Source organism: Actinocrinis sp., assembly GCF_035650855.1.
Classification (GTDB): Bacteria; Actinomycetota; Actinomycetes; order Streptomycetales; family Catenulisporaceae; genus Actinocrinis.
The window spans coordinates 1-8,185 of sequence record NZ_DASRGV010000106.1; the positions used below are offsets into that span (position 1 = coordinate 1).

The 8,185-nt window shown below is 70.8% G+C and carries 6 protein-coding genes; 3 read left to right on the forward strand and 3 right to left on the reverse strand.

What is annotated here, in order from left to right; genetic code table 11:
* Together VFB40_RS08540 and VFB40_RS08545 are read left to right on the forward strand one after the other, a co-directional pair.
* Window positions 1–1,247: NAD(P)/FAD-dependent oxidoreductase (locus VFB40_RS08540; protein ID WP_324848759.1), on the forward strand; the 1,247-nt coding region annotated here is incomplete at its 5' end.
* 160 nt (window positions 1,248–1,407) lie between these two features.
* A complete protein-coding gene (locus tag VFB40_RS08545) occupies window positions 1,408–2,925 on the forward strand; it encodes a CoA-acylating methylmalonate-semialdehyde dehydrogenase (protein ID WP_324848760.1) in 1,518 nt (505 codons plus the stop codon).
* Window positions 2,926–2,971: 46 nt separating this feature from the next.
* Here VFB40_RS08545 and VFB40_RS08550 read toward each other — a convergent pair whose 3' ends face one another.
* The 3 genes from VFB40_RS08550 to gabT form a co-directional block, all read right to left on the reverse strand.
* Window positions 2,972–3,625 carry a VOC family protein gene (locus tag VFB40_RS08550; RefSeq protein WP_324848761.1) on the reverse strand — a complete coding sequence of 218 codons (654 nt, stop codon included), beginning with the start codon at window positions 3,623–3,625 and terminating at the stop codon, window positions 2,972–2,974.
* 9 nt (window positions 3,626–3,634) lie between these two features.
* Window positions 3,635–4,447 carry a phosphatase PAP2 family protein gene (locus VFB40_RS08555; RefSeq protein ID WP_324848762.1) on the reverse strand — a complete coding sequence of 271 codons (813 nt, stop codon included), beginning with the start codon at window positions 4,445–4,447 and terminating at the stop codon, window positions 3,635–3,637.
* 154 nt (window positions 4,448–4,601) lie between these two features.
* Window positions 4,602–5,963: a 4-aminobutyrate--2-oxoglutarate transaminase gene (gene gabT, locus VFB40_RS08560; RefSeq protein WP_324848763.1), complete on the reverse strand. Its 1,362-nt coding sequence runs from the start codon at window positions 5,961–5,963 to the stop codon at window positions 4,602–4,604.
* 307 nt (window positions 5,964–6,270) lie between these two features.
* Between gabT and VFB40_RS08565 the strand changes: the two genes are divergently transcribed.
* Window positions 6,271–8,185: DUF2510 domain-containing protein (locus tag VFB40_RS08565; protein WP_324848764.1), on the forward strand; the 1,915-nt coding region annotated here is incomplete at its 3' end.

Consider the following 8,185-nt stretch of genomic DNA (forward strand, 5'->3'; position numbering starts at 1 on the left):
TGCTGGCGAAGGAGCGCGACCCCGGCCGCGACGTGGTCGTGCTGGAGGGAGCGCGGACCGGCTGGGCGGCTTCCGGCCGCAACGGCGGATTCTGTGCCGCCTCGCTGACCCACGGCCTGCCTAACGGAATCGACCGCTTCCCCGACGAACTGCGCACCCTCAACCGCCTCGGCGCGGAGAACCTGGACGCGATCGAGGCGACGCTGCGCAAGTACCGCATCGACTGCGACTGGGAGCGCGCCGGCGAGATGAACGTCGCCACCGCGCCGTGGCAGGCTGCCGAGCTGCGCCAATACGCGGACGTGGCCGCGCAGTACGGCGAGCGGGTCGAGTTCCTCGACGCCGAGCAGACCCGCGCACAGGTCGACTCGCCGACCTATCTCGCCGCGACCTGGGACCGGGAGGGCTGCGCGATCATCCACCCGGCGAAGCTGGCCTGGGGTCTGCGCGAAGCATGCCTGGAGCTGGGCGTGCGCATCTACGAGCGCTCGCCGGTCGTCGCGCTGGAGAAGAGCGTCAACGGCCCCTCGCTGCGCACTCGGCAGGGCAAGTGGGTGGTCGCAGACCAGGTGGTCCTGGCTACGAATGCCTTTCCTTCGCTACTCAAGCGCGTCAGGCCGTACATCGTGCCCGTATACGACTACGTGCTGATGACAGAACCGCTAAGTACCGCACAGCTTGCCGAGTTGGGTTGGAGCGCGCGTCAGGGCATCGGCGACAGCGGTAACCAGTTCCACTACTACCGGCTCACCGCCGACAACCGCATCCTATGGGGCGGTTACGACGCGATCTACCACTACGGCAGCCGCATTCGCTCCGAACTGGACCAGCGTCCTGCGACGTTCACCAAGCTCGCCGAGCACTTCTTCCAGACCTTCCCGCAGCTGGAGGGGCTGAAGTTCACGCACAGCTGGGGAGGCGTCATCGACACCTGCACCCGCTTCTGCGCGTTCTTCGGTACCGCACACAACGGCCGGGTAGCGTACGCGGCCGGGTACACGGGTCTCGGCGTCGGAGCGAGCCGCTTCGGTGCGAACGTGATGCTCGACCTGCTCGGCGGTAAGCCGACTGAGCTGACGGACCTTCAGCTGGTACGCACCAAACCGCTGCCCTTCCCACCGGAGCCGTTCAAGGCACTCGGCGTGAACCTCACGCGCTGGTCGTTGGATCGCGCCGACCGGAACAAGGGCAAGCGCAATCTGTGGCTGCGCGCCCTCGACCGCGCCGGGCTCGGCTTCGACAGCTGAGCCGGCCCGCCCGAGCCGGCGCGCTGCTGTAAGCCGAACGGCTCCGACGCCGACACTGTGGCAATTGGCCACCCCCGCCCAGCGTCAGCAGACTCGAAAACAGGGTCAGCAGACTCGAAAGCACGGCATCCGCACATTCCAACCCGAGGGGCGATAACCCGTGAGCAAGCACGTCACACACTGGATCGACGGGGCGCCCTGGTCGGGCGTGGCCGACCGGCGCGGAGACCTGCACGATCCGGCCACCGGGCAGGGCAGCGGCGTCGTGGACTACGCCTCGGTCCGCGAGGTGGACGACGCGGTCGCCGCCGCCGTGGCCGCGTTCCCGCAGTGGCGGTCGACCTCGCTGGCCCGGCGGGTGCAGCTGCTGTTCAACTTCCGCGAGCTGCTCAGCGCCCGGCGCGACGAGCTGGCCGCGCTGATCGTCTCCGAGCACGGCAAGGTGCACTCCGACGCCCTTGGCGAGGTGGCCCGCGGCCTCGAGGTGGTCGAGTTCGCCTGCGGCATCCCGCACCTGGTCAAGGGCGGCTTCGTCGAGTCCGCCTCCACCGGGGTCGAGGTCTACGAGCTGCAGCAGCCGCTCGGCCCGGTCGCGATCATCTCGCCGTTCAACTTCCCGGCCATGGTGCCGATGTGGTTCTTCCCGATCGCGCTGGCCACCGGCAACACCGTCGTGGTCAAGCCCAGCGAGAAGGACCCCTCCGCGGCGAACTGGCTGGCCGCGCTGTGGAAGGAGGCCGGGCTGCCGGACGGGGTGTTCAACGTCGTGCACGGCGACAAGGTCGCGGTGGACCGGCTGCTCGAACACCCGGACGTCAAGGCGGTCTCGTTCGTCGGCTCGACGCCTATCGCGCGCTACGTCTACGAGAACGGCACCCGCTACGGCAAGCGGGTGCAGGCGCTCGGCGGCGCGAAGAACCACATGGTCGTGCTGCCCGACGCCGATCTCGACCTGGCCGCCGACGCCGCGGTCTCGGCCGGCTTCGGCGCGGCCGGCGAGCGCTGCATGGCGGTCTCGGTGCTGGTGGCCGTGGACCCGGTGGGCGACGAGCTGGTCCAGAAGATCGCGGACCGGATGGCCAAGCTGCGGGTCGGCCCCGGCTGCGCACCGACCTCCGAGATGGGGCCGCTGGTCACCGCCGCGCACCGGGACAAGGTCACCTCGTACCTCGACGCCGGCCTGAAGTCCGGGGCGAGCCTGGTCGTCGACGGGCGCGAGCACGCGATCGACTCCGCCGAGCAGACCGGCGTGGACACCTCCAACGGCTACTGGCTCGGCCCGACCCTCTTCGACCACGTGACCTCCGAGATGGAGATCTACACCGACGAGATCTTCGGCCCGGTGCTCAGCGTGGTGCGGGCGAACTCCTACGACCAGGCGATCGAGCTGATCAACGCCAACCCCTACGGCAACGGCACCGCCATCTTCACCAACGACGGCGGCGCGGCGGCCAGGTTCCGCAACGAGGTCGAGGTCGGCATGGTCGGGATCAACGTGCCGATCCCGGTCCCGGTCGCCTACTTCTCCTTCGGCGGCTGGAAGTCCTCGCTGTTCGGCGACTCGCACGCCTACGGTCCGCAGGGGGTGCACTTCTACACGCGCACCAAGGCGGTCACCCAGCGCTGGCTGGACCCCTCGCACGGCGGGATCAACCTCGGCTTCCCGCAGAACGTCTAGCAGCCGTCGCAAGGTCGCGCAGGGCCGGCGCCCCACCGCCGAGACGCTAGCCCTGCGGCGGCTGCACCTGGGACATGATCGCGAGCGGATTGCCGTCCGGATCCTCGAAGAAGGCCATCCACTCCTCGACGCCGTTCGCGTGCCGGTGGATCAGGTGCGGGGCTCCGGAGAAGACGACGCCGCGCGCGGTCAGCTCGTCGTAGGCGTGCTGGATGTCGGGCACGCGGAAGTACAGCAGCGAGGGCGTCCCCGGCTCCGCGCCTGATTCCGGCGGGCTGATCATCAGCCGGACACCGCCGCAGTCGTAGAACGCGAGCTGGCCGAAGGTGTAGAGGTGCTCGAGCCCGAGCGTCCTGCCGTACCAGCCGACCGCCGCGTCGAAGTCGCGCACGTGCCGGGAGATCTGGCCGAGCGGGCCGAGTTCGAGCCGTGCTCCGGGTTCCATCGCGGCGGGTCCTTTCCTCAGGGAGCTGTCTCTCGGCACGCCGCGCCACCTGCGCAACTCGGCCCGGTTGGCCAGGCCGAGCTTCGCCAGGGCGTTCGCGACGTGGAACTTCACGGCGTCCGGGCTCACGCCGCGCAGCCGCGCGATGTGGCGCGTGCTCATCCCGTGGCGCACCGCGTCGACGGTCCGCCACTCGGCGGGAGTCAGCACGTCCGGATGGCGTGGCCTGCCGCGCCGCGACCCGTTGCCGTTCACGGCGCCAGGCTAGCCACGCGGAAGGCGAATTTCCCTCCCCGTGGCCCGCGGGACCAGCCGGGTGAGGGTGTAGTGCCGCAGGACGAGCAGCGCGGCGCCGCACCAGCACAGCGAACCGAGGGTGTCGGAGAGCCAGTGGAAGTTGGACCAGAGCAGCCCGAAGATCGTCATCAGCGCGAGCAGCGCCGCGCCGGCGGTCACCGTGCGGCTTAGCGCGCGGCGGTGCCGGCTGATCAGTTCCGGGCCGAGCGGGATGACGAAGACGCACAGCAGCAGCGCGCTGGTCCCATAGCACAGCGTCGCGTCTGCGGTATGGCCGGAAGGGAAGAAGCCGAGCGCCGCGTCACCGAGCACGCTGTGACTGGGACCGGGGCGATCGATCCACAGCTTGAGCGGGATAACGGTGAGGAGGGCGGCCACGGCTGCCGCGGAGACCAAGGCGGGCAGCCAGGATCGGGTGAATCGCACCGCGAGCATCGTGCTCACGAACAGCACCGACAGCGCGACCGACTGGTCGCCGAGGTCGGCCATCGCGCGCCCCGGCCGCAACATCCAGGACAGCGACGGGTCGAGCGCGTCGCGCTGTAAGCCGTCGCGCAGGTGTAGGTCCAACCGGGTGACGGGACCGTGCGACTTGACCTGCCAAAGCAGGAACGCGAAGCCGAGCAGCAGCGCGATCGGGGGGAGCCACCAGCGCCCGGAGCCGGCGGACGAACCGGGGCCACCGGATGAACCGCCGTCGGCGGCCGGCGACGGGGGCGTCGCGGTCAGCGTCGTCGGCTCAGGTCGGGAGTTCGGCGTCTCTTCGGAAGTGCGCTGCATCCCTTCGAGGGTACGCTGCGCGGCTCGCGTGGGACGCGGCTTCAGGCGGCGTGCACAGGTTCTTCACAGGGTGAAGACGAGCGCGGCGCCCGCCCGGGGTCGGGGGCGGGCGCCGCGCTGTCGTCCTCGGGCCGCACTCCCGGGGACAGGGCGGTCAGCTCATGGAGTCGAAGGCCTGCTCGATCACGTCCAGGCCTTCACTCAGCAAATCATCGCCGATAACCAGGGGCGGAAGGAAGCGCAGCACGTTGCCGAAAGTGCCGCAGGTGAGCACCACCACACCTGCGGCGTGGCAGAACGCCGCCGCCTTGACCGCGATCTCCGGCGCCGGCTCCAGGGTCCCCGGCTTGACCAGCTCGATCGCGATCATCGCGCCGCGGCCGCGCACCTCGGCGATCTCCGGGTGCCGCTCCGCGAGCGCGCGCAGCCGGCTGGTCATCACCTCGCCGATCTTGCGGGCCCGGCCCGCCAGGTCCTCCGCGCGCATCGTGTCGATCGCGCCGAGGGCCGCGGCGCAGGCCACCGGGTTACCGCCGTAGGTGCCGCCGAGGCCGCCGGCGTGCGCGGCGTCCATGATCTCGGCGCGGCCGGTCACGGCCGCCAGCGGCAGCCCGCCGGCCAGGCCCTTGGCCGTGGTGACCAGGTCCGGGACTACGCCCTCGTGCTCGCAGGCGAACCAGTCGCCGGTGCGGCAGAAGCCGGTCTGGATCTCGTCGGCGACGAACACGATCCCGTTGTCCCGGCAGAACTGCGCGATGCGCGGCAGGAAGCCGAGCGGCGGCTCGATGAACCCGCCCTCGCCCTGGATCGGCTCGATCACGACCGCGGCCACGTTCTGCGCCCCGACCTGCTTCTCGATCTGCGAGATCGCCTGCGCGGCGGCCTCCTCGGCGCAATTCTCCGGGCCGGTCGGCCAGCGCAGTGGGTAGGCCATCGGCACCCGGTAGACCTCCGGGGCGAACGGGCCGAAGCCGTTCTTGTACGGCATGTTCTTCGCGGTCAGCGCCATGGTCAGGTTCGTGCGGCCGTGGTAACCGTGGTCGAAGACGACTACCGCCTGCCGCTTGGTGTAGGCGCGGGCGATCTTGACCGCATTCTCGACCGCCTCGGCGCCGGAGTTGAACAGCGCGGACTTCTTCGCGTGCTCGCCGGGGGTCAGCTCGGCCAGCGCCTCGCAGACGGCGACGTAGCCCTCGTAGGGCGTGACCATGAAGCAGGTGTGGGTGAACCGCTGCAGCTGCTCGGTCGCCCGTCTGACCACGGCCTCCGCGCTGTTGCCGACGCTGGTCACCGCGATGCCTGAGCCGAGGTCGATCAGCGAGTTGCCGTCCACGTCCTCCAGCACGCCGCCGCCCGCGCGGGTGACGAACACCGGCAGTGTCGTCGACACGCCGAGCGCCACGGTCTCGTTGCGCCGGGCGAACAGCTCGCGCGACCGGGGACCGGGGATCTCGGTCACCAGCCGCCGCTCCTGGGGCAGCGAGGGGCCGCCGACAGGGCGGGAGGAGGTCGTCATCGGGCGGGTGCTCCTTAGGGCATGCGGCCGGGTAGAAGACAGGCAGGCGGAAAAGGGGCGAGGCTGCTCTCGACGATAACGAAGGAACGCACGGCGGACACCTGGCAGCACGTCGGGGGTTTGCCGGTCGCGCTTGTCAGAGTGTCGGTATCCGGCGCGGGTCGCTGCGTGATCGCTGTGCGGGGCGCTGCGCGACGGTGCGTGGCCGCGGTGTCGTCTCGGCGGGATCGGCGCAGGTCGCTACCATCGTGCGGACGGCTCGTCAGCTCGGGTTCCGCAGGGGCCGGACGCAGAGGGAGAGAGCACAGTGGCGGTGCATGACGGTCCGGTCGTCCCGGCCCAGAGTGCTGGACAGGAAGAGCGTCACGGGCACGGGCACGGCATGCGCGAGGGCTGGTATCCGTGCCCGAGCGGCGCGGCGCAGGTGCGCTACTGGGACGGCACGGCGTGGACCGACCAGACCCGGCCCGACCTGCTCGGCTGGGTGCACGGCCCGCGCGTCCTCGACCTGCCCGGCGTCTTCGCCTACGGCCGCGACCCCGACGCCGACGGCTCGGGCCGTCCCGGGCCGCTCGACCCCACGCTCTGGCGGCGGGTGCGCAATGCCCTGATCGCGCTGCCGATCCTCTACATCGCGCTGATACTGCCGGCCGGGTACCTGCTCACCTCGATCGGCCTGTCCGCCGGCGTGGCCCGGATCATCTACCTCGTCGTGCTGCTCGTGATCTGCGGCAGCTACGGCAAATGGCTGATCGCGCTGCGCCATCTGTGGGCCAGGTACCGGCCGGAGGCGAAAACCGCGCCGGCGCCGCCGCCGGCCCGCCCGGACCTGTGGAAGGACCTGCGGCAGGCCGGTTACGACTCGGCCGCGCGCCGCCTCGACGAGGAGCTGGCCGAGGGCGAGCTGACCGACGTCGACTACGTACGCGTCGCCCGCGTCGTGCAGCAGTCGGCGCGCTCCGCGCAGTCCGGGGAGAGCCGGGAGCGGCTGCGGCCGGTCGCCGAGCAGATCGAGGAGTACGGCGGCGGCGCGTTCGTGCACGAGTCCCGGCAGCGCGACCTGCCGGTTCCGCGGCTGGTTCAGCACGACCTGATAACGGGTCAGGCCCGGCTCGGCGTCGCCGTCCCGACGCCCCGCAACCCGGTGACGCACCAGAACCAGTGGTTCGCGCTCGACACCGAGGTGCTGCGCACGTCCATGCTCGTGGTCGGCCCGCCGGGATCCGGCAAGACCCGGTCCTTCGCCCGGCCGATCATCGAGCTGCTCGGCCTGCAGACCCTCGTCGGCCTGGCCTCGGTGGTGGTGATCGACCCGACCGGCTCGGCCTTCGGTCCCGCGGTGCTGCCCGGCTTCTTCGACATCGACATCGACCCGAACCGGCGCCCCGACGCGGCGCCGGACGACCGGTCGAACTGGGGCTTCGACCTGTTCGGCGGCGCGTCGAGCCCGGACGAGGCGGCGGATCGGCTAGCCGGCGCGGTGCTGCCGCCGGAGACCGCGCACCGCGATCCGGCCGCCGACTCGGCCGCCCGCAACGCGCTGTACGCGGTGATCTCCGGTTTCCACGAGCGCGAATCGCGTTATCCGACGCTGCGTGAGCTCATCGACGCGGTACTGCGTGACAGCCCGGTCCAGCTGCTCAACGAACGGCTGCGGCTGCTCGACCGCCCGGCGTTGATCGACCTCTTCGACGGCCGCTCGCGCCGTTTCTCCATGCGTGAGATCAACCGGCCGACGCGTGTGCGGATCGCCCTGCCCGAGGGCAGCTCGCCGCAGGCCGCGCGCATCCTCGCGCGACTGGCCATCGCCCAGTTCGTCCAAGTCGTCGCGGCGCCGGACGCGGATCGCTCGGTGTTCAAGGGCCTGGTCGTCGACGAGGCCGGCCGTTTCGTGGACGAATACGTCGTCCAGGGATTGCAGCGCGCACGGGCCGCGAACGCCGGGATAGTGCTGCTGACGCAGTCGATGGGCCAGTTCCCCGAGCACCTGCGCTCCGCGGTGTTCACCGGCACCGGCTGCAAGGCGGTCTTCGCCGGAGTCGAGCCGCAGGACGCGCGCTACTTCGCCGAGTACTGGGGCACCCAGTGGTCCGCCGAAACGACCGTGACCACGGGTTCCGCCACGACCACCGGCTCCGGGCACGTCTCCACGCCCGGCGGTAAGAAGGAGAAGTCGGTCATTCAGTCGATCACCGGCAACACCGCGGTGGAGTACTCGCGCT